Annotated in this window: 17 protein-coding genes and 1 rRNA gene; 12 read left to right on the top strand and 6 right to left on the bottom strand. The window is 60.6% G+C overall.

The features are described 5' to 3' along the window. Nucleotides 1-58 precede the first annotated feature (58 nt). The 4 genes from FEF26_RS09395 (at nt 59) to FEF26_RS09380 (ending at nt 5,697) form a co-directional block, all read left to right on the top strand. Nucleotides 59-1,378, top strand: a complete 1,320-nt coding sequence (locus FEF26_RS09395; protein WP_138253281.1) for a sensor histidine kinase — start codon at nt 59-61, stop codon at nt 1,376-1,378. Nucleotides 1,379-1,430: 52 nt separating this feature from the next. Further along, complete coding sequence (locus FEF26_RS09390; RefSeq protein ID WP_138253280.1) at nt 1,431-2,132, top strand: response regulator; 702 nt, start codon at nt 1,431-1,433, stop codon at nt 2,130-2,132. 89 nt (nt 2,133-2,221) lie between these two features. Next, entirely contained in the window at nt 2,222-2,965 is a 744-nt protein-coding gene (locus FEF26_RS09385) for an ABC transporter ATP-binding protein (protein ID WP_138253279.1), read from the top strand. Next, nucleotides 2,965-5,697, top strand: coding sequence for an ABC transporter permease (locus FEF26_RS09380; RefSeq protein WP_138253278.1), 2,733 nt, complete (start codon nt 2,965-2,967; stop codon nt 5,695-5,697). The genes FEF26_RS09385 and FEF26_RS09380 overlap by 1 nt, the downstream gene beginning before the upstream one ends. Before the next feature lie 5 nt (nt 5,698-5,702). Here the strand turns inward: FEF26_RS09380 and FEF26_RS09375 are convergent, their stop codons facing one another. From FEF26_RS09375 to FEF26_RS09365, 3 genes are read right to left on the bottom strand one after another with little or no spacing between them, the layout of a single operon-like run. Next, nucleotides 5,703-6,605, bottom strand: coding sequence for a carbohydrate ABC transporter permease (locus tag FEF26_RS09375; protein ID WP_138253277.1), 903 nt, complete (start codon nt 6,603-6,605; stop codon nt 5,703-5,705). Beyond that, nucleotides 6,602-7,549, bottom strand: a complete 948-nt coding sequence (locus FEF26_RS09370) for a carbohydrate ABC transporter permease (protein ID WP_138253276.1) — start codon at nt 7,547-7,549, stop codon at nt 6,602-6,604. Before FEF26_RS09370 ends, FEF26_RS09375 begins: the two co-directional genes overlap by 4 nt. Nucleotide 7,550: 1 nt before the next feature. Continuing rightward, on the bottom strand, nt 7,551-8,924 hold the full coding sequence (locus FEF26_RS09365; protein ID WP_138253275.1) for an ABC transporter substrate-binding protein: 1,374 nt from the start codon (nt 8,922-8,924) through the stop codon (nt 7,551-7,553). A 165-nt stretch (nt 8,925-9,089) separates the two neighbouring features. Here FEF26_RS09365 and FEF26_RS09360 point away from each other — a divergent pair, with 165 nt between their 5' ends. Continuing rightward, nucleotides 9,090-10,022 (top strand): sugar-binding transcriptional regulator, encoded by a 933-nt coding sequence (locus FEF26_RS09360; protein WP_138253274.1) that lies wholly within the window; start codon nt 9,090-9,092, stop codon nt 10,020-10,022. Between the two features lie 66 nt (nt 10,023-10,088). After that, on the top strand, nt 10,089-11,600 hold the full coding sequence (locus tag FEF26_RS09355; protein WP_138253273.1) for a mannitol dehydrogenase family protein: 1,512 nt from the start codon (nt 10,089-10,091) through the stop codon (nt 11,598-11,600). Between the two features lie 191 nt (nt 11,601-11,791). On the opposite strand, the gene FEF26_RS15745 is transcribed toward FEF26_RS09355, so the two are convergent. The 3 genes from FEF26_RS15745 to FEF26_RS09345 all read right to left on the bottom strand — a co-directional run bounded on the left by FEF26_RS15745 (nt 11,792) and on the right by FEF26_RS09345 (nt 14,081). Continuing rightward, entirely contained in the window at nt 11,792-11,968 is a 177-nt protein-coding gene (locus FEF26_RS15745; RefSeq protein ID WP_166432987.1) for a hypothetical protein, read from the bottom strand. A 165-nt stretch (nt 11,969-12,133) separates the two neighbouring features. Then, nucleotides 12,134-13,276 carry an ABC transporter ATP-binding protein gene (locus FEF26_RS09350; protein WP_138253272.1) on the bottom strand — a complete coding sequence of 381 codons (1,143 nt, stop codon included), beginning with the start codon at nt 13,274-13,276 and terminating at the stop codon, nt 12,134-12,136. 241 nt (nt 13,277-13,517) lie between these two features. Then, nucleotides 13,518-14,081 (bottom strand): hypothetical protein, encoded by a 564-nt coding sequence (locus FEF26_RS09345; protein WP_138253271.1) that lies wholly within the window; start codon nt 14,079-14,081, stop codon nt 13,518-13,520. Between the two features lie 191 nt (nt 14,082-14,272). Between FEF26_RS09345 and FEF26_RS09340 the strand changes: the two genes are divergently transcribed. The 6 genes from FEF26_RS09340 to FEF26_RS09315 form a co-directional block, all read left to right on the top strand. Beyond that, on the top strand, nt 14,273-14,773 hold the full coding sequence (locus FEF26_RS09340; RefSeq protein WP_138253270.1) for a CarD family transcriptional regulator: 501 nt from the start codon (nt 14,273-14,275) through the stop codon (nt 14,771-14,773). A gap of 32 nt (nt 14,774-14,805) precedes the next feature. After that, nucleotides 14,806-16,158, top strand: a complete 1,353-nt coding sequence (gene ispD / locus FEF26_RS09335) for a 2-C-methyl-D-erythritol 4-phosphate cytidylyltransferase (RefSeq protein WP_138253269.1) — start codon at nt 14,806-14,808, stop codon at nt 16,156-16,158. A gap of 41 nt (nt 16,159-16,199) precedes the next feature. Further along, nucleotides 16,200-17,645 (top strand): cysteine--tRNA ligase, encoded by a 1,446-nt coding sequence (gene cysS / locus FEF26_RS09330; protein WP_138253268.1) that lies wholly within the window; start codon nt 16,200-16,202, stop codon nt 17,643-17,645. Between the two features lie 2 nt (nt 17,646-17,647). Then, nucleotides 17,648-18,643, top strand: coding sequence for a 23S rRNA (guanosine(2251)-2'-O)-methyltransferase RlmB (rlmB, locus tag FEF26_RS09325; RefSeq protein ID WP_138253267.1), 996 nt, complete (start codon nt 17,648-17,650; stop codon nt 18,641-18,643). Continuing rightward, nucleotides 18,640-20,172, top strand: a complete 1,533-nt coding sequence (locus FEF26_RS09320) for a maltokinase N-terminal cap-like domain-containing protein (RefSeq protein ID WP_138253266.1) — start codon at nt 18,640-18,642, stop codon at nt 20,170-20,172. The genes rlmB and FEF26_RS09320 overlap by 4 nt, the downstream gene beginning before the upstream one ends. A 441-nt stretch (nt 20,173-20,613) precedes the next feature. Next, nucleotides 20,614-20,675: ribosomal RNA gene (locus tag FEF26_RS09315) — 16S ribosomal RNA — on the top strand; the annotation flags it as partial.

Here is a 20,675-nt window from a genome sequence, read left to right as displayed (position 1 = left end):
TGTGACGTCATCCTGTGGTCTGAGGTTTCTTGACCATAGGCTCCCTAGACTTAGGCTCATGCCTGACCGCCCCCTCGCCGCTCCGCCAGTCCACGTAAGGGTCGTGCGGTTCTTCGAGCGCCGTCTCTGGCTGGGGGACACCCTCTTCAAGGTCGTCCCGCTGCTGTTGCTCAGTGCCCTGTTCTGGATGGGGAGCTCCGGTGGCTCCACGTCTGGCTACACCACGGGGATGCTCGGCACCTCGGTGCTGCTCCCCGCCATGGTGGTCCTGGAGTTCCTGGCGATCGCGCCCCTAGCTCTGTCTCGCATACGACCAGGGCTGGCCTCTGGGATCATCGCTTTCGCCGCACTGTGCCAAATGTTAGCCATGTACGGCCCGGGTTACTCCGCGATCTCTGTGCCCTTGGCGGTCTACGCATGCGCAAAATACGGCAATCGGTCGGTGAGCCTGACCTATCTGGTGACCGGCCTCATTGGTGCGGTGCTGCTTGGGCTTCTGATGGTGGCCTCCGCCAGTGGATTGACCGGTGAGCCGGCCGGCGGTGACTGGGGTGTGGCTCTCACCCTGGCTGTGTTGATCACAGGGTTCGCCGCTGCTGTGGTGCTCAGTGCCTGGCTGTTCGGTGATTTGGCGGGGCGGCGTCGTCGTGAACGGGAAGCCATTGAGGAAAAGAACCTCCTCCTGCAACGCGAACGCGACCAGGAGGCCCGGTTGGCGGCCGATGCTGAACGGTTGCGCATCGCCCGGGAAATCCACGATGTCGTCTCCCACTCAATGGGCGTCATGATCGCCCAAGCTGATGGTGGCCGGTACGTGATCGACCAGGACCCTGTGCGCGCTGGTGAGGCGTTCGAAACGATCGGGGACACTGGCCGGGAGGCGCTCACCGAGCTGCGCCGGATGCTTGGAGTGCTCAGAGAGGAGGGAGCCCTGAAGAAACGGCCGGCACCCGGTGTGTCAGATATCCCGCGGCTCGTGGACGATGTGCGCTCCTCAGGGCTGGAGGTTGAGCTCAACATCGCTGAGCAGACGCTGCCTCCCCTGAGTGAAGGTGTTGAACTGGCGCTCTACCGGATTGCCCAAGAGGCGCTGACCAATACGCTCAAGCACGGAGGCCCCCACGCGAAGGCGTTCATCTGGTTGGGCACCGACTACCGGGCGGGAGAATTGACTCTGGAGATCAGCGACACTGGGCGCGGCGCGACAGCAAAGAACGACGGCGCCGGCTCGGGTCTGATGGGTATGGTCGAGCGGGCGAGGCTCTACGGCGGCACACTGACGGCCAAACCCAAAGGAGAGGAATCATTGGAGGCCGGCTTTGCGGTGGAAGCGCGTTTTCCCCTGGAGCGCGTCAGACCCCAGGGGAGGGGACGTTGACCATAGAACAAGACCTGAGACCGCTGCCCAGCGGTCAGGAAGCGAGTCACCGATGAACGCCGCCCCTGAGCAGATTTCTGTGTTGCTGGCCGATGACCAGGCGCTGCTGCGCGCTGGGTTCGCCATGGTGATCGACTCCCAAGCCGATATGGCAGTCGCCGCGCAGGCAGGTGACGGCGCCCAAGCCTTGGAGCAGCTGCGGAACCTCTCTGCTGCGGGCAGCGCCCCAGATGTGGTGCTGATGGACATTCGCATGCCGGTCCTCGACGGGCTGGAGGCAACAGCTGCGATCACCAAGGACCCAGCGCTGGCGGCAACCCGGGTAATCGTCCTGACCACGTTCGACACCGATGAATACGCTCTGCAGGCCCTGCGCTCCGGAGCGGCGGGATTTCTGCTGAAGGACGTTCAGCCTGAGGTCCTTCTGGACTCCATCCGCACCGTCGTCACCGGGGGCGCGGTGGTCGCGCCGACCACCACCCGTCGCCTGCTCGATTCCAACCTATTGGGGGAGGGGCGACGACGCACCCCCACCAGTAATCAGCAGAAGCGCCTGGCCCTTTTGACCAACCGGGAACGTGAGATCCTTGCAGAAATGTCCACCGGTGACTCCAACACTGAGATCGCCGCCCGGCTCTACCTCTCAGAGGCCACGGTCAAGACCCATGTGGGACAGGTCCTAGCCAAACTCAGTTGCCGGGATCGTGTTCAGGCAGTGGTATTCGCCTACGAGTCAGGGATCGTCGGCGACTGACCTCATACCGCAGGATGAGGCGAGGTTCGGTCTATGGGCCGATGCTGCGTCGTCGTCGGTTCCGTAATCTCACAGGTATGGAGACAGTTATGACCACTCGCGCGGCGCTCCGCGCTGAATCCCTCACCAAGACCTACGGCTCAGGAGAGGCGACTGTGCACCCGTTGCGCCGGCTGAGCGTGGAGATCCCTGCCGGACAATACACCGCCATCATGGGACCTTCAGGTTCCGGAAAGTCAACACTGCTCCATGTGCTCGCAGGGCTGGACAGCGCCGATGAAGGCAGCGTACTCCTGTCCGTGGATGACCGACAGGTGGAACTTACTGGGTTGTCGGAGCGGGAGCTGACACTGGTGCGGCGCCAGCACATCGGTTTTGTTTTTCAGGCCTATAACTTGGTTCCGGCGATGACCGCCCGGGAGAACATTCTGCTGCCGAGTTCCCTGGGTGGGCCGGAGCCGGAGCGCCACTACTACGACATGGTGATTGACCGGCTGGGGTTGACGGACCGGTTGGATCACCGCCCCTTTGAACTCTCTGGTGGACAGCAGCAGCGGGTGGCGGTGGCCCGAGCGCTGGTCTCCAAACCTTCGGTCATCTTCGCTGATGAGCCAACTGGGAACCTGGATTCGCGCACCGGGGCTGAGGTGCTGGCCCTGCTGCGCGCTGCGGTGGACGAGTTCGGGCAGACCGTGGTGATGGTCACCCATGATGCTAATGCTGCTGCTGAGGCGGACCGCACAGTGGTCCTATCTGACGGCCGTGTTTCAGAGACGCTCAACCACCCCACCGCCCAGCTGCTTGCCGCCAAGATGATCGGCGCCGACCACTAGTGCGCGGTCGCAACGAACGCCTGACGGTGCTGCGCGCCAATCTGCGCTCCTCCGGAAAGCGACTCTGGGCTGCCGCAGCGGCAGTCGCGATCTCTGTGGCGTTCATTGTGGCCGGGTCCATGCTGGTCGACTCCATGACGCGGGCGGTGACGGCCGAGGCTGAGCAGGAGGCAGCCGGTGCCGATGTCGTGGTCTTCACCGCGCCGCTGTTCGACGTGGAAGAAGGCGCGGAAACAGCCGACGGCTCTCGCCATGGAGACACCGCCCTTGCGGAGGGGATCGAAGCGCTGCCAGAGGTGGCGAAAGCCGAAGCCATCCGCAGTACCTACCTCTACCACCGGGTTGAAGGAGGCAACTACTTCACCGGAGTGGAGGTCCGCACGCTCAGCTCGCTGCACGAGCCCGAGCTCTCTTCCGGCAGGGTCCCACAGGCAGCAGATGAGATTCTGCTGAACACCACATCGGCTGACTCCCTGGGCCTGCAGGTGGGGGACACTTTCCTTGATTCGGAAGAGGCTGCCGCCGAGGAGCATGAGGACGGCACTATCGAGACCATTGGTGAAGAAGCCAGCTTCACCGTCACTGGAATCACCACCGACCAGGGCCAGCACAGCGGCTGGCTCACTCCGGAGGGTCTTGCAGCCAGCGATGATGTGTGGCCGGACCAGATCATCGTGCAACTCCCAGAGCCACTTCACGGTCACCAGGAGGCCCAATCGGCCGTCCAGCAGCAGATCGGTACGGTCATTGGGGACCTCATGGATGCTGGGGAATTGCCGATGCTTGCAGAAGAAGGTTCCGCAGGCACCTGGCAGTCGAATGAACTCGGCAGTTACTTTGTAGGGGACACCTTCTCCCTAGAGGTACTCACGCACGAACAGGTCGTGGAACTGTGGATCGCTGAACGCACCGGAGATGCTCAGACCATGCAATGGATCGCCTTCGGTTTCGGCGGGATTGCAGTCTTCGTCTCGGCTTTGGTGATCGCCAATACTTTCCAGGTCATTGTGGCCTCCCGACTGCGCACTATGGCGCTTATCCGCGCAGTCGGAGGAACGGCTGCTCAGCTCAGGCGGGCCACCCTGGCCGAAGGCGCTGTGCTGGGTCTGCTCGGTGGTGCTGCGGGACTCATGGTCGGCTGGGGCATCGCCCAGGGGGCTGTGCTGCTGCTGAACCAGGTGAATGACAGCGTTCGGGAGATTCCCCCTGTGCTTCTGATACCGCTGGCAGTAGGCATCGCTCTGGGACTCGGCGTGCTGATGTCAGCCGGATCAGCGCTTCTGCCGGCATTGAAGGCTGGGCGCGTCTCGCCGATGGCGGCCTTACGGCCGGCTGACGTCGAAGAGCCCGAACGTGGTTCCTCGCGCAGACGCGTCATCCTCGGTTCCATCATCACCATCGTGGGCCTCGGCGCGGTGGTCCATTCGGCCGTCACTGATCCTTCATCCGATCAGGCCGCGGAGGTCTACCAAGTATTCAACACCGATCCCGTCACGCGGCTGCCCCTTCCCGTCCTGGGTGTGCTGGGCGCGTTCGTCGGGTTCATCGGAGTGCTGATTCTTGCCAAGGTGCTGTTTCCGCGCATCGCCGCGCTGCTGGGCACTATGCTCTCCCGGCTCGGCGTCGCCCCTGTTGTCACGAAGCTCGCTGGTGAGAACGCCCGGAGGGTGCCAGGCCGCACTGCTGCTACATCGGCGGCGCTGCTTGTCGGCATCACATTGGTGATGACCATGACCGTCGGTGCTGCCACAGCTCAGAAGCTGCTGCAGACGGAGCTTGCAGAGTCACAGCCGCTCGACGGGTTATCGGCGACTGTGGATGAGGATCTGATGGAGGATCTGCGCCAGCGGGACGTGATCCAGACAGTGCAGGAGATCCCGACGGTCCACGTTCAGTCGGAATCCAACAGGGACTGGTCAGCCATGATCATGGACTCAGAAACATTCGACGACGTCGCCCACCTACCGCTGGCAGATCTCACCGAAGGCCGGACCGTGGGATTTGTGGGTACCGATGTGTGGCCTGAGGTCTCCGGAGGTGCGGAGACCGGGACGCTCACACTGAGTCCCGTCGGGTCAGATACACCACACGATTTCACCGTCGACATGGCATGGTGGGCTCCTGCTGATGCGGTGCTGCTTCCCGAGACTGCCATTCCCGATGGCTGGGAGATCTCAGGTGATCCTGGGGTGATGGTCCGGGTTGCCGAAAAAGCTTCCTCCTCAGAGATTTGGACTCTGGATTCCGAAATTGTTGGAGAGTACGGCGTCGAGTTGAGACTTGATGGTGGCGCCTCGCGGGCGGAAATGGCCGTGGCCATCGATACCGTGCTGTTGGTGGTGATCGCGCTGCTGGGTGCCAGTGTTCTTGTCGCAGTGCTGGGTGTGAGCAATACCCTGTCGCTCTCCGTTTTCGAACGCCGACGGGAGGGTGCGCTGCTGCGGGCGTCGGGAATGACCCGGGGCTCGCTGGGCGCCACCATAAGTGTTGAGGCTCTCCTGCTGGCGGCGGTCGCTCTTATCTTGGGCTCTGGCCTCGGAATCCTCTTCGGCTGGGCCGGGGTCAGTACATTGGCGGCCGAGGAGGACTGGTCTGTGACCGCGCAGATCCCCTGGCTTCGCATAGCCGCCGTGTGGGGTGTGACCTTCCTTGCCGCGCTAGCAGCAGCATGGTTGCCGGCTCGTCGGCTTTCCCAAGTTCAGCCCGCAGCTGGCCTGAGCCATGCTGCGTGAGTGGTTTACTTGACGGCACCCATGGACAGTCCGCGGACCAGCTGCTTCTGAGCGAACCAGCCAGCCAGGACCACCGGCAGCGATGCTAAGACGCTGGCTGCGGATAGCTGGGCTAAGAACAATCCTTCAGATGTCATGGTGCTCATCAGGTAGATCGGCGCCGTCGCGGCGTTGGCGGCAGTGAGGTTGAGAGCGAAGAAGAACTCGTTCCAAGCGAAGATCACGCAGATTAGGGCAGTAGCGGCGATGCCGGGAGCCACCATGGGGATCAGCACCCGTCGCATGGTTCCCAGCAGTGATGCCCCGTCGATCGAAGCAGCCTCCAAGACTTCGCTTGGGACTTCGAGGAAGAATGACCTCATCATCCAGATCGCGATCGGTAGGTTCATCGCGGTGTACAGGATGATGAGGGTCAGGATATTGTCCAGCATCCTTATCTGCCCGGCGATCACGTATATCGGCATAATGACGGCCACGATGGGCAGCATTTTGGTTGAAATGAAGAAGAACAGAGCATCTTGGGTTCGCTTGATCGGACGAATGCTCAGTGCGTAGGCGGCGGGGACCGCGAGTATCAGCACCAGGATGGTGGAGCCCGCTGTGGCGATCAGCGAGTTCATGAAGTACGGCCCGGCGTCTGAGCTGATGATATTTCGGTACTGGTCCAACGTCGGTTCGAAGAAAAAGCTTGGGGGCGACGACGCGGCTGCCGACTCTTGCTTGAAGCTCGTGAGTACCATCCACGCCACTGGAGCGAAGAACAGCAGCGCCACCACCCAGGTCAAGGCGGTGAGGAGGCTGCCTTTGCGACGTCTTGCGGGCGCTGGCCTGGCATCTTTCTTCGTGCCATGGCTCTCTGCGCTAGGCGGTGCGGTGTGTGCGGTCTCCGATGGGGCTGCGGCGTTCATGACTGCTCCTTCGCGTTCAGGCCGCGGAAAATAAGCCGCAGCGCCAACAGAGAGATGATGATGGTGGCAATGACGGTGACCACGCCCATAGCCGCTGACTGGCCAATGTCGAAACCGAGGAAAGCTCGTTGGTAGATGTAGAAGGGAAGGTTAGCGCTGGCTGTGCCAGGTCCTCCTGCTGTCATCAGATAGATGTGATCGAAGGTATTGACCACATAGATCACACCGAGCAGCACGGACAGCTCGATGTAGAACCGCAGATGCGGCAGTGTGACGAATCGGAAGGTGTCCCATGTGCTGGCGCCGTCCATGGATGCGGCTTCGAGCACGTCGCGCTGCTGTGACTGAAGTCCGGCCAGCAGGAGCAGCATCATGAAGGGAGTCCACTGCCAGACCAAAGCCACGACTATCGAGAACAAAGGGTATTGGGAGGTCCAATCCACGGGAGGTATCCCGACCAGCCCGATCATCCAGTTCACTAACCCGTAGGAGGGGTTGAACATGGAGATCGACCACAGCATGGCTCCTGCCACCGGCATGATAAGAAACGGTGTGATCAGAAGCGTGCGCACGACCCCGCGACCGGCGAAGGGACGGTCCAGCAGCAACGCCAGTCCCAGCCCAAGAAGAAGCGCTACGAACACGCAGCCAAAAGTGATGAGCACTGAGTTCAGCGCTGCGGACCTGAACGTGGAGTCGAGGAAAATATCGGAAAAGTTGGACAGCCCGACGAACTGTTCGCCCTCAGGACGAAGCAGATTTCTCGAGCGAAGTGAATACCAGATCGTCAGAAGAAAAGGTATCTGCGTGCAGATGATCACGAAGATCAGTGCCGGCAGCAGGGGTGCTCGCCGCCGCCACCCCTCTGCGCGCTCAGCCGTTTTCTGCCGTTGCACCTCTTCAGTCGATCTGTTGTCGGCGTAGCGGGTTGTCGTCGTGGTCATATCAGCTCCCCCATCCGTAAGTCCGGGCAACGGCCTCAGCGAATCGCTGCGACTGCTCCAGTGCTTCCTGCACGGTCTGTTGACCGGCGATGGCTGCGGACAGCTGCTGCCCCACGCGAGTGCCGAGGTCTTGAAACTCTGGAATTGCGACGAACTGAAGTCCGTCGTAGGGGACCTCATGCACCATTGAGTTCTCCTGGGTGGCGTTCTCCATCGAGGTCAGGGTGGGCTCCGCGTAGTGGCCTGAGATGTCCGCGTACTCCGGGATCTCATATGTGGATTGGCGTGAACCGGGAGGAAGGGCCTCCCAGGAGATTTCGTTGCCCACAAGCTGAAAGTAGTCAGGGTGCGTCATCCAGGTGATGAAGTCCCATGCGGCCTGTTTGTGCTGGGAGGTCTCCGGAACGGCAAGGCTCCAGGCGTAGAGCCATCCGGCGTAGTCGGTCTCCATCACCGGCGCGAGAGCATAATTGGTGCTTCCGACGACCGTCGAAGAGCGGGGGTCCTCGATGCCTGAGACCATGGCAGAAGCGTCGTACCACATGGCGGCGTTCCCCTGGTTGAAGTGCGTCATGCATTCGCCATAGCCGGACGTCGCGGCCCCGGGCTGTCCCCATGTGCGCACAGTGTCCACGTAGGTGCTGACCGCATCCACGACCTCGGTCGAGTTCAGCAGGGGTTCCCAGTCAGGGGTAAACCACCGCCCGCCGAAGGTGTTGATGACAGTGTTGATCGGAGCAAGATTCTCGCCCCACCCTGCCAAGCCCCGCAGTGCGATTCCAGAGAAGCCCTGCCCCGGGTCGTGCAGTTCTGCGGCGAATTCACGGATCTGATCCCAGGTCGGCTGTTCGGGCATCTCAAGGCCGGCGTCGGCGAAGAGATCTTCGCGGTAGACCAGGAAACTGGACTCACCGTAGAAAGGTACTGCGTGCTGGCGCCCGTCGTATGACAACGCTTCGCGAATGGTAGGGATGAAATCGTCGTCGTCGTACCCTGAGGTCTCGCTGATATAGGGCTCAAGGTCAGCGAGCCACCCGCGTTCGGCCCAGATCGGTGTTTCGTAGTTGGAGATCATCACGACGTCGAATTCACCACCGCCTGAGGCCACAGATGCTGTGATCTTGGCTCTCGCTTCATTCTCCGGCAGGGAGACGAACCGGACGTCCACGTTTGGGTGTGCACGGTGAAAGTCGCTGATCAGGCTCATGGCGTCCTGCATCTGCGGGTTGGACACAATAGCGACGACGATCTGCTCGCGAGCACCGCGTCCTGTTCTCCCACAACTTGTCACGCTGAAAGCGGCTGCGCCGGCGGCGGCACCAAGGCCTGTGGTGAGCAGGCTCCGTCGACTGATCCGGTCGGAGATTCCGGTCATATCTGTTCCGTCCTGGTCTGGGCGGCCACTCGGCCGCGGTTCTCGAAATCATGCAATCTGCTCGTATGAGCGGTCGAGAACGCTCAACTGTTATGTGACTCTAGTCATAGTAGGCTCGAATGAGCAAGGAGACAGCAGGTTTCGGTCCAGAATGAGGGGGTGAATATGTCTCAGAAGAGCGATATACAGCTCATGGCAGAGGTCTCCGCTGAGCATTTCCTGAAGGGTCGTTCTAAGGTCGAGATCGCCGCAGACCACGGAATCTCCCGCTTTCAGGTGGCAAGACTCCTTGAGCGAGCCCGGCACGAGGGAATCGTCCAAATCCGTGTGGTCAATCCATTGGATACGGGAGAGGACCAAGTCGCCCTGGCATCGCGACTAGGAATTTCCAGCGCAACAGTGGTCACACCACGGACGGGCGAGACTCTTCGCTCCGCCCTGGCCAGACAGGCAGCGCAACTTCTGCAGCAGAAGCTCCACGACGGTGCGCGGCTGGGGGTCGCATGGTCACGCACCCTGATGCATCTCCCGGATCATTTGCAGGGGCTTCCCCGAGTCGACATCGTGCAGCTCGTAGGACCCCTGTCTGCGCCCGGAACGTCAGCTTCTGCGTCCTCTGGGCTTGTGCATGCATTGGGTTCTATGGCTGGCGGTCAGGTGTGGCCCCTTCCCACCCCACTCATTGTGGACAGCGATGAGGTCGCAGCGTCCCTGCGTGCCATGGCGGAAGTTCGAGCAGCACTGGAGGCCGCCGATGATCTCGACGTAGCAGTCGTCTCCGTTGGGGGCTGGGGTGAGGGAGCCTCGACGCTTCGTGCACGGTTCAGTCCGCAGGAGCAGCAGGACGCCGTAGAGGCCGGCGTGGTCGCTGAGTGTTCGGGAATCCTGGTGACAGCAAATGGCGATATCGCACGTTCAGGCATGGAAAATCGAGTGATCGGGGTGCGGGCCGAACAGCTTCGCAGCACCCGAGTCATCGCTCTTGCTCCAGCACAGGAACACCCAGAGGCAGTGATTGCAGCCGCACGTGCCGGTTTCGTGGATGATCTGGTGCTCTCTGAAGATCTTGAGCTTCGGGTCAGCGCGGCCCTTGACTGAAGGGCTAGAGCGCTCATTTGAGCGCTTACAGAAGCTCATGTGTCGCCAGGTTGCTACTATGTGGTAATGATCACCCTCAGCCGCGAAACCCTTTCTCAGATCGACGTTCCTGGACTGCAGCTCCCCACGTACTCTCTCGAGGGGCGGCGCGTCGGGATCGTGCACTTTGGAGTGGGCGGATTTCATCGGGCGCACCAGGCGCTCTATCTGGATCGCCTCTTCTGTGCCGGCCACCCTACGGAATGGGCCATCTGTGGAGTGGGCCTCATGCCCGGTGACACTGCCATGCGTGACGCGCTCAATCCCCAGGACGGGCTCTACACACTCGTCGCCAAGGCGCCGGACGGCAGTCGTGATGCCCGTGTGATCGGTTCGCTGGCCGAGTATGTGTATGCGCCGGATAATCCTGCTGCAGTGTTGGAGAGGCTGTGCGATCCCAGCGTGCGGATTGTGTCCCTCACCGTCACAGAGGGCGGTTACAACTACAACTCCGCCACCGGAGAGTTTCAGCACGCAACACCGGCCATCGCGGCGGATATTTCGGCTGACTTCAATGCAGGCGCCGTTCCTCAAACGATGTTCGGCTATGTCGTGGAGGCGCTACAAAGACGCCGCGCCAGCGGCCTGCCGCCCTTTACAGTTCTCTCCTGCGACAACGTGCGGGGCAATGGCGACCTCGCCAAGCGCATGATCGTCGCCTACGCAGAGCGCAGGGACCAACTGGCGGCCGGGGCACCCATTGCCGAATGGATCGGGCGGCACGTCAGGTTCCCCAACACGATGGTCGACAGAATCACCCCCACGACATCAGACGCGGACCGAGACATGGTCCGCAGCGAGTACGGGATCGACGATGCCTGGCCAGTGGTGAGCGAGGACTTTCTGCAGTGGGTGATCGAAGACGATTTCTCTTCAGGGAGGCCGCCCTTCGAGCAGGCCGGTGCCCAAATGGTGGAGGATGTCGAACCCTACGAACTTATGAAACTGCGACTCCTGAACTGCAGTCACCAAGCGATGGCGTACTTTGGCCTGCTGCTGGGTCACACGTACGCCCATGAGGCTGTTCAAGACCCTGACTTGACGCACTTTACGCGTCACTTGTACATGGACCGAGAAGGTACGCCTACGCTCCCGTTCGTGCCGGGGATCGACCTCGGCGAGTACAAGCAACAGCTGATGTCCCGGTTTGGCAATGAACATGTACGCGACACATTGGCGCGATTGGCTGCAGAGTCTTCCGACCGCATTCCCACGTGGTTAGTGCCGGTGATCCGGGAAAACCTTGAAGCTGGGCGTGACGTGAGTGCTTCAGCCGCAATCGTGGCGTCCTGGGCGCGCTACGCAGAGGGAGTCGGAGAGAATCAGGAGCAGTGGCCGGTGGTTGATCGACTGCGGGAGCAGGTGATGCAGGCTGCGTCCGAACATGAGCACGATGAGTTGGCCTTCCTCCGGCAGGCTGATCTGTTCGGGGACCTCGCTGACTTTCCGGCCTTCACGGAACCTTATGTCACAGCACTAGCTACACTGCGCTCTCGAGGGGCGAGAGCTTTGTTGAGAGAGCTGATCGAGGCCTCTTAAACGCCAGGAAGCCTGCACGACTCAGTCGTACAGGCTTCCCCAGCGCTTTTGCTATCGGATCAGAGGATCCACACCAAAATGATGATGATCGCAATAATGGTCAAAAGACCGCCGCCGATGTAAATTCCGCCACCGCGCATAATTGATACTCCTTGTGTGTTGGGTGCTACAGGTCGGTAAAGGCTGTGCCGCTAAGGTGCGGCTCGTGTGATGCCCCGAACGACGAACAGTGCGACCACCACGATGAGGATCGAGAGGATCACGCTGCCCACGATGCTGATGATTTCAGTAAGCAACCACCATGCAAGCCAAATGAAGACAATTGTGAGCAAAATGGTAATGACAATTGACAATGCATTTCTAGCCATGTCTCAACACTAGGAGATCACTGCTGGACGTTTCCTGTATAGAGGCATCATGTGCAGTGTGAATACGGCAAAAGGCGACGGAAAGGGTGAAAATCACCGCTTTCCGTCGCCTTAATCAGCTGTTGTGAGATTTTAAGTCATGACGCCGCTCTTGGCGTTGGGAATCTACTCCTCGGAGCCGGCCAGTGCTTCGACGTCGTCGAGGGTTGCGTGGGGAGTGTTCTCAGGAATTGCTCCGTTGAGGCGCAGCCCGGTCTCCACGTCGAAGAGGTGCACGTAGTCAGGTGAGGGCTTGATGTAGACGTGCTCACCCTTGTTGGGAGGCCGCCGACCGCTCACGCGCACAATCAAGGGCTGGAAGGTGTGAATATCCTGCGGAGTGCCGTAGATGTATGCGTCTGCACCCAGTTCCTCGAGCACATCGACAACCATGGCCATGCCGGAGTTGTCGTCTGAGACATTCATATCCTCGGGGCGGATGCCCATGATCACTTCAGACTTGCCGGCAAGGTCGGCACCTGGCACGGTGATGCGCTCGTTGCCCACCAAAAGCTGGCCGCCCTCTACCTTGGTCTTGAACAGACTCATGGCAGGAGATCCGATGAAGCCTGCGACGAACACGTTGGCCGGAGTGTCGTAGAGATTGCGGGGACTGTCGACCTGCTGAAGAACTCCGTCTTTCAGCACGCAGACGCGGTCGCCCATGGTCATGGCCTCGACCTGGTCGTGCGTGACGTACACCGTGGTGGTCTTCAGCTCGCGAGTCAGGGCGGCGATCTGCGTACGGGTCTGTACACGCAGTTTGGCATCCAGGTTCGACAGCGGCTCATCCATAAGAAAGACCTTGGGGCTTCGCACAATCGCGCGGCCCATCGCCACACGCTGACGCTGACCACCGGACAGAGCCTTGGGTTTACGATCCAGATACGCTTCGAGGTCCAGAATCTTCGCGGCGTCCTGCACTCGTTTAGCACGCTCGTCCTTGGAAACACCGGCGATCTTCAGGGCGAAGCCCATATTCTCGGCGACCGACATGTGTGGGTAGAGCGCGTAGTTCTGGAAGACCATCGCGATGTCGCGGTCCTTAGGGGAGACGTGTGAGACATCTTCGCCACCAATGAGGATGCGGCCTTCGTTGACTTCCTCAAGTCCGGCGAGCATTCGAAGAGCGGTGGACTTGCCGCAACCCGATGGGCCGACTAATACCAGGAACTCGCCGTCGGCGACCTCCAAGTTGAGCTGATTGATAGCAGGCCGCGCGCCAGGCGTATAAATGCGGCTCGATTGGTCATAGGTCACAGAAGCCATGATGGTTCCCTTTCACGGGCAGGTACGTGCCCGACGATCCGTAGTGAAGGTGTACAGCCCAAGCGTGACGCAAATGTGTTACGTCTCACACAGACGACAAAATCACACCACATCTGGGCATCTAAGTCCACTTGTGACGCGCGTTACGAAACATAGGTACTGACGACGGGATCCTCCGGGCACAAAAAAGCCCCCTCCTTATGGCAGGAGGGGGCATCTGGCCAGGTTGAAGAGTGCAGTATTAGTGGCTGTCGTCGTCGGGATCGTGGTGCGCAGCGCCACTGCCCCATGTATCGGGACCGTGCTCAAGATGGTCCAATACGCTGGCATCAAAGCCATCTGGCAACAGGTCGCGGTATTCCTCCAGGGTTCCGTCCATCACCGTGGCATTGAAGGACTCCTCTGTACCGTCCACGCTCACAGTGACTTCTTGAAGTGATCCGGGGCCTGCATCGATGGCCGAGACAATGAGCTCTTCATCATGCTCAAGGTTGATCGCTTCGCCGGGCTCAAGATCCAGGTCAAAGGTATCGCCAGCTACCTCGATCGACACCTGCGCTGGTCCCTCTGCTGCAGGATTGGTGTGCGAGGCCAGTCCGAGAAGTCGGGCCGGCCCGTTCTCTTCTCCGGCGACGAGGGCCATATGCCGCAGCGCCACGTCCTCTGTGTCGAACATGGTTCCGTCGGATCCGGAGTAGACGTGCGTCGTCGCCTGGTAGTTGATGGCTGAACAGCCTGTAGCACTGAGGGCGCCGATGAGGACAGCTGCCGCAGCTGCACGACGAGCCGGGGAGGGGTACTTCACCGCGGAAACTCCTTCAAACGATTGATGCGCGAACCGATAACACCAGACTACTCGATCTCCAGAAAGTTCTACTTTGTGTAGAAGAAATATTGCGCGGCGAACCCTAATGCTGACTGTGGCATGCGGTCCAGCGACACGCCGATGATTCCCCTGGCGTGATAAACTGATCTGCGGGAAAGGGGAATAATTACATGAATTTTGAAGTCGGCGAGACAGTCGTTTACCCGCACCACGGTGCAGCCACCATTGAAGAGGTGGAGATGCGAACTTTCAAGGGTGAGGAAAAGACTTACCTGACCTTGCGGGTCTCCGAGGGTGATCTAACCATTAAGGTCCCTGCGGACAACGTCGACTTGGTCGGCGTACGTGACGTGGTGGATGAAGAAGGACTGCAGAAAGTATTCGGCCTGCTTAAGGCTGAGCACACTGAAGAGCCGACCAACTGGTCGCGCCGATACAAAGCTAATGTGGAGAAGCTGGCCTCCGGCTCCATCCACAAATTGGCTGAGGTAGTGCGTGACCTCTGGCGGCGTGAAAATGATCGCGGTCTTTCCGCCGGTGAGAAGCGCATGCTCTCACAGGCTCGCCGTATTTTGGTCTCCGAGCTCCGTCTGGCCAAGGAGCTCGAAGAGGAAGACGCTGAGAACATGCTCGACGACGTCCTCCGCGACGCAGCCCCTGCTTCTGCGTAGGCATTTGCTGCAGACCACTTAGAATTCCATATATGACTCAACGCCTGGATGACACTGTGCCCTCAAGCACGGATCGTCACCGGGCGTTAGTCATTGTGGCGGCTGGATCAGGCACGCGTCTTGGTCACGGGATGCCCAAAGCGGCAGTCAAGATCACTGACCGGACCGTCCTGGACCACGCCCTGGACGCCGTCACCGAGGACCTGGACGTGGACTTAATTGTGCTCGTGCTGCCACAAGATGCGCATTCCCCGCACCAACTGGCCCCCAACGGCCATAACCTCGGTCAGCGCAGTCGGGCCGTCCTCACCGTCTCCGGAGGCGATACACGCACGGAGTCAGTCGGTTCCGGGGTCCGAGCTGTCCAGCACCATGCTGAGCAACAATCCTGGGCTGGCGCTGTTCACGTGCTGATACACGACGCCGCCCGTGCGCTGACACCCACCTCTGTCTTCAGCCGTGTGCTGGATGCCCTGGACTCCGGAGCAGTGAGCGTTATACCTGCCCTGCCAGTCACCGATACGATCAAACGCGTCGACGCATCAGAACGTGTCGCGCAGACAGTTCCGCGCCAGGACCTCCGCGCCGTTCAGACGCCTCAGGGCTTCACCCTCGAACTGCTGCAACGGGCCTTCGCCCATATAGAAGGGCTCTCTGAAGCAGAAGCCGCGGTGCTCACCGATGAGGCCATGATCGTCGAAGACCTCGGTGAGACGGTCACCGTAGTCGAAGGGCACCCCCATGCGCTGAAGATCACCACCAGTATCGACCTCACCACGGTCCGTGCCCTGATCGCCGAATATGACGAGAGCCGCGACGCTGCATCCGGCCACGAGCGGTCGCTTACCCCGACTCCGAGCCCAGCCCCGGATGAAGAAGCAGTAGTACCGCAACTAGCGGTCCCCAGGGTAGGAATCGGACACGATGTTCACGCCTTCGCACCGGTGGAAGAGCCCACAGAACTCTGGCTCGCCGGGCTCCACTGGCCAGGTGAACGCGGCCTGGCCGGTCATTCCGACGCTGACCCGGTAGCTCACGCGGCATGCGCTGCACTGTTCTCCGCTGCAGGTCTGGGGGATCTGGGCACCCACTTCGGTGCCGACACCATCGGCACAAGCCGAGCCCAGTACAAGGGAGCAAGCGGCGTCGTCCTGCTCGCGGAAGCTGCCCGAATTGTTCGGGACGCTGGATTCCGAATCGGCAGTGTCACCGTTCAATTCATCGGCAACCGTCCCAAATTCGCATCCCGCAGGCAGGAGGCCGAAAACGTCCTCAGCGATGCGGCGTCCGCGCCCGTAGCCGTCTCGGCCACCACCTCTGACGGGCTGGGCTTCACCGGCAGGGGCGAAGGCATCATGGCTACTGCAACTGCCGTCCTGTACTGATCACAGCGGCTTTCTTGCCGGAAGCCGGTAAGGTATGGCCCGTGGCCCTGAGACTTTACGACACCAAAACTGCGCAAGTGCGCGACTTCCAGCCCCAGGAACCGGGCAAGGTGTCCCTCTACTACTGTGGTGCGACTGTTCAAGGAAATCCACATGTCGGTCACATCCGGTCAGCTGTCGCGTTTGACATTCTGATCCGGTGGCTCGAGGCATCGGGCTACGATGTCCTCAGCGTCCGCAACGTCACCGATATTGACGACAAGATCCTGGAGAAGTCAGCTGCCTCCTATGCCGATGACTTCACGCCCGATGTCGACTATCCCGCCCAAGAAGCCTGGTTCGCCCTGGCCTACAGGTTCGAGCAGGCATTCCACCATGCCTACGACGCCCTAGGTGTCCGCCGTCCTAGCTATGAGCCACGTGCCACAGGCCACATCACCGAAATGCATGCCCTCATCCAGCGGCTGATCGACGCCGGCCACGCCTACCCGGCCCCGGACGCTTCTGGAGATGTCTACTTCGACGTCCGTTCCTGGTCGGCCTACGGTGAGCTGACGCGGCAGAACCTGGAGGATATGCAGGATGCCCCAGATGCTGACCCGCGGGGTAAACGCGATCCTCGTGACTTTGCGCTCTGGAAGGGCCACAAACCTGGAGAGCCGGAGACCGCCGCCTGGGATTCGCCCTGGGGCCGAGGCCGTCCCGGTTGGCACGTGGAGTGCTCGGCGATGTCCACCAAGTACCTCGGAGAGACCTTCGACATCCACGGCGGAGGGCTGGATCTGCGGTTCCCCCACCATGAGAACGAGCTGGCCCAGTCCGCTGCAGCTGGCCACGGTTTCGCAAGGTTCTGGTTGCATAACGGGATGGTGACCTTCGAAGGGGAGAAGATGTCCAAATCCTTGGGCAACACCATCTCCCCGGGCGAAATGCTCGCGGCCGCCCGTCCCAAAGCCGTGCGCTATTTCCTAGGCCAGGCGCACTACCGATCGCAGCTGGTATACAAACCGGGTTCACTTCAGGAAGCTGAAACTGCTCTGGCGCGTATTGAGCACTTCATCGATCGCGCACTGCCCCAGAAAGCCAACCAGCCAGGCACCGCAGACCTCCCAACGGCATTTCGTGCCGCAATGGATGATGACCTCAACGTGCCAGCGGCCCTAGCTGTGCTGCATGAGACGGTTCGCGCAGGCAACACAGCTTTGGACGCCGGCGACGCCACCACGGGGCAGTTGCGTGCCCGTGAAACAGTGGAGATGCTCCACGTCCTGGGCATCAGTGAGGTACCTGAGCCCCAAAATTCAGACGGACCTGCCGATGCAGCCCTGGGGAAACTCGTGGAGACTATGCTGAGCAGCCGGGCTGAAGCGAAGGCATCGAAGGACTTCGCCCGAGCAGATGCCATCAGAGACCAACTAGCTTCTGTGGGTGTTCATATCGAAGACACCGCGCAGGGCGCACAATGGTCAGTAAAGAGTGGAGTGTGACCATGCCGAAAGACTCTCGACCCAAGAGCTCCGCAGTGCGGAAAGAACGCAAAGGCCCGACCAAAGGCACTGGCGGTCAGGGTAAACGTCGCCTCGAAGGCAAAGGACCGACGCCCAAGGCAGAGGACCGCGTCTACCACAAGGCGCACCGTCAGAAGCAGCTGGCCGAACGCGCCGCTTCCAAGCGGCCTCAGGGCAGACCCCGCACCTCCGGTTCCGGATACGGCGCTGACGATGTAGTCGCTGGACGGAACTCCGTGGTCGAGGCGTTGGCCGAGCATGTCCCCGCCAAGCAGCTGCTCATCGCCCGGGATATTGAAACCGATGGGCGAGTCCGAGAGTCTCTTGAACACTGTGCTGCGCAAGGAATCCAGGTCAAGGAAGTCAGCAGAAGGCAACTCGACACCAGCACCGGTGACGCGGTTCATCAAGGGATCGCCCTTGTTCTGGAGCCCTACGACTACGCTGACGCGATCGAGATGACTGCAGATCTAATCGAATCCGCAGCCAAAGGTCATATCCCTCACCCACCCCTTCTGGTGGCCTGTGACTCCATCACCGACCCCCGCAACTTGGGAGCCATACTCCGGGCCTCGGCTGCTTTCGGAGCACACGGCGTCGTCATTCCTGAAAGGCGCAGTGCGGCGGTCACAGCCACAGTGTGGAAAACGTCAGCTGGTGCAGCGGCGCGCATCCCCGTGGCCAAGGCCAAGAACCTGACCCAGACGCTCAAAGATGCTCAGGAACAGGGCTACTTTGTGGCTGGGCTCGACGGCGACGGCGACACCGACCTGCCGAATCTGAACCTTGCGGACCAACCGTTGATGGTCGTGGTCGGTTCCGAAGGTCGTGGCCTTTCCCGGCTGGTCCGGGAGACATGCGACGCGATCGTGTCGATTCCGATCGCCGCGAGTACCGAGTCGCTCAATGCCTCTATGGCTGTTGGGATCAGTCTCTACGAGGTTTCCACGCTCCGTCAGGGGGTTCGTCGGCAGTGACCCAGAGGTCCCGGATTCGTGGAGAAGAACAGCCTGGGTTCTTAGACATCCTGGCTAACTGGCTGCCGCACCAATCGTGGTTTCCTGCGCCGCGGGGTCGCCGTGGTCTGACTCGAATCGGTGGGCTGCGTCTTCCCACTCCAGAAGGTGACGCCGACTCGCAGCTGTTTCTCGAGCTGCATCTCTTCGAGGTCGCCAACACCGAGACGCCCGGGGGTCTTCCGACCGCTATCTCCGTGCCGATCGCCTTGCGATCCCGGCCTTCTGCTCTGGCAGGCAAGGCCGCTTTCATCGGCAAACTCGCTGCCCAGGACGGCAACGAGTGGTGGGTCTACGACGGTGCCCGAGACCGTGCCTTCTTGGCCGCTGTTCTGGAGATGGCGAGGCGGCAACAAGGCAGCCGAAATGGTCGCTCGAGAGGACACGCCTATGCAGAATTTGCTGAGCGCGACGTCTTCACATTGGACTTGCGCAGACAACCCGCGGAACCAATCCTGCCGCACAGCACTCGGACCCTGGTGCAGCCGAGCGACGCCGATGAGCAGGATTGGCAGCAGAAAGTCACCCTAGATTTCCCTCGACGGCCTGCCGCGCGGCGGGGCCTGCTCCTGGAGACTGTCCACACTCTCACAGCGGCTCACTCGACAGCGGTATCCCGCGTGCTCGGTATGGTCACGGGTGCCTGGGAGGAACGGCCGCCTGGCGGCGACTGGAGCAGCGCAGAGTGGGTCACGGGGGATCTGGTTGTCATCAGGGAAGCTGGTGCCGAAGCTCCTGAGGCGTTGACCTTGGCCCGTGAAGCGTTGAAGGCCGGCAACTCATTCGCCGAAGTGGCACGGCATCTCGGTGAGCTGCTCGGAAATTTCCATGCAGACTTAGCGGGCTCTTTCGGCGCGTACCCCCAGACCGCAGACCAGTTGAAGTCCTCTGCGGCCGATGCGCAACAGGAGCTTCTTGACCAATGGCGCACGGTGCGCCAGGAGTTCGATGAAGATGAAGCCGCAGATCTCAATGAAGTCATCGATCTGATGAGCATGCAGCTTCGGGATGCTGACGAGCCTCTCACTCTCCAGCGGATTCACGGCGGACTCAGTCTGTCCCAATTCCATCAACTGGGCGACGGTAACTGGGTCGTCAGTGAAGCTGGTGGATTTGTGGAGCACGCCGCGGGGTTCCGCGATGTGACGACGACGTTGATGTCGCTGGCCAACACTGTGATGGAGGTGGCCAGTGAGACGCCAACTCCTAAGGATCCTAAGTCGGACCCCAGCAGTAACCAGTCGGATCGTGAGGATGCGCAACGCGACGAACGTTCTGAGGAGACGCCGAAACCGGTCAACTTTGGGCAGTGGTACGAGGAGTTCTCCGCGGAGTTCCTGAAAGGCTATCGAGGATCTGACGCCGACAGCAGAGCGGTGGACTCGGTGTTCTTCCGGGCAGCGATGTTGACCGAGGCACTTGGGCTGTTTTCCCGTTGGGAAGGCCGGTGGGTCTTCCGGCCGTCGATGCTGCTCCAGGCCGAAAACTAGGCCGGTTTACGCGGAGTTTACATTCGCCGGAAACTGGTGCTAGAGTAACTATCCGCGCCGCATTGCGACGGGAACTTATCCGGAGCTGAAGCGCGAAACAGGACCAACAGGTCCGATCTTCTTTCCAACAGGAACTGAAAATACCGAGTTGACATTCGGAAGACAGTTCCGGTAAGATTGAAAAGTTGCTCCGGAGCGATTCAGAGGGTTTCTTCTGATGGTGCCGGTGGCAGTCGTAGCTTGAGAACTCAATAGTGTGCCAAGTTTGTTGAAAACCAATTATTTACATTGGTTATGGTTGCAGGTCCGTCACCCCCGTGATGGATAACTGCGACATTAGCCATGGATTATGCAACAGCTTTTTGTTTTCTGGTCCTGTGAGGCTCCGTTTTCCGGCGGGGTTGGACCAGTTATCGAGGTTGTTGTTTCTCTATTAATTTTTTGATGGAGAGTTTGATCCTGGCTCAGGATGAACGCTGGCGGCGTGCTTAACACATGCAAGT

It is taken from the genome of Nesterenkonia salmonea (genome assembly GCF_005771525.1).
GTDB classification, from domain to species: domain Bacteria; phylum Actinomycetota; class Actinomycetes; order Actinomycetales; family Micrococcaceae; genus Nesterenkonia; species Nesterenkonia salmonea.
This window is presented reverse-complemented; position numbering and strand designations above follow the sequence as displayed.

Bases quoted from the DNA above. Each gene is read 5' to 3' on its own strand.
- FEF26_RS09365 (WP_138253275.1), bottom strand. From the start codon at position 8,924: ATGACCGGAATCTCCGACCGGATCAGTCGACGGAGCCTGCTCACCACA.
- FEF26_RS09390 (WP_138253280.1), top strand. From the start codon at position 1,431: ATGAACGCCGCCCCTGAGCAGATTTCTGTGTTGCTGGCCGATGACCAG.
- FEF26_RS09350 (WP_138253272.1), bottom strand. From the start codon at position 13,276: ATGGCTTCTGTGACCTATGACCAATCGAGCCGCATTTATACGCCTGGC.
- FEF26_RS09395 (WP_138253281.1), top strand. From the start codon at position 59: ATGCCTGACCGCCCCCTCGCCGCTCCGCCAGTCCACGTAAGGGTCGTG.
- FEF26_RS09360 (WP_138253274.1), top strand. From the start codon at position 9,090: ATGTCTCAGAAGAGCGATATACAGCTCATGGCAGAGGTCTCCGCTGAG.
- ispD (WP_138253269.1), top strand. From the start codon at position 14,806: ATGACTCAACGCCTGGATGACACTGTGCCCTCAAGCACGGATCGTCAC.
- FEF26_RS09375 (WP_138253277.1), bottom strand. From the start codon at position 6,605: ATGAACGCCGCAGCCCCATCGGAGACCGCACACACCGCACCGCCTAGC.
- FEF26_RS09385 (WP_138253279.1), top strand. From the start codon at position 2,222: ATGACCACTCGCGCGGCGCTCCGCGCTGAATCCCTCACCAAGACCTAC.
- FEF26_RS09355 (WP_138253273.1), top strand. From the start codon at position 10,089: ATGATCACCCTCAGCCGCGAAACCCTTTCTCAGATCGACGTTCCTGGA.
- FEF26_RS09340 (WP_138253270.1), top strand. From the start codon at position 14,273: ATGAATTTTGAAGTCGGCGAGACAGTCGTTTACCCGCACCACGGTGCA.
- FEF26_RS15745 (WP_166432987.1), bottom strand. From the start codon at position 11,968: ATGGCTAGAAATGCATTGTCAATTGTCATTACCATTTTGCTCACAATT.
- FEF26_RS09370 (WP_138253276.1), bottom strand. From the start codon at position 7,549: ATGACCACGACGACAACCCGCTACGCCGACAACAGATCGACTGAAGAG.
- rlmB (WP_138253267.1), top strand. From the start codon at position 17,648: ATGCCGAAAGACTCTCGACCCAAGAGCTCCGCAGTGCGGAAAGAACGC.